Source organism: Neisseria sp. P0022.S010 (assembly GCF_051956635.1).
Map to the genome: position 1 here is coordinate 1 of NZ_JBQCXF010000984.1, position 228 is coordinate 228.

The 228-nt window shown below is 45.6% G+C and carries 1 protein-coding gene; it reads left to right on the top strand.

Features of this window, described 5'->3' with window-relative positions; genetic code table 11:
* A partial coding sequence (locus ACTHUT_RS22445) for a type VI immunity family protein (RefSeq protein WP_440386936.1) occupies positions 1-228 on the top strand: 228 nt, incomplete at both ends.

Consider the following 228-nt stretch of genomic DNA (forward strand, 5'->3'; position numbering starts at 1 on the left):
AATATCTGTGCAAGAACTTTGATATTTTTCACGGTTATGCCGGACTGAGCATCGTCCTGCCCTACGCCTACCATAAATATCAGTTTTACGAATATTCCGTGACCAAACGCTATTGGGGGGTAACACCCGATTCAGGTGGACATGATGACTCTCTATGGTACGAGGGCATTAAGTCCGTCAGTTGGTATACCCTTGTCGGCAAGGCGTTCCAAGATAAATTGAACAGCA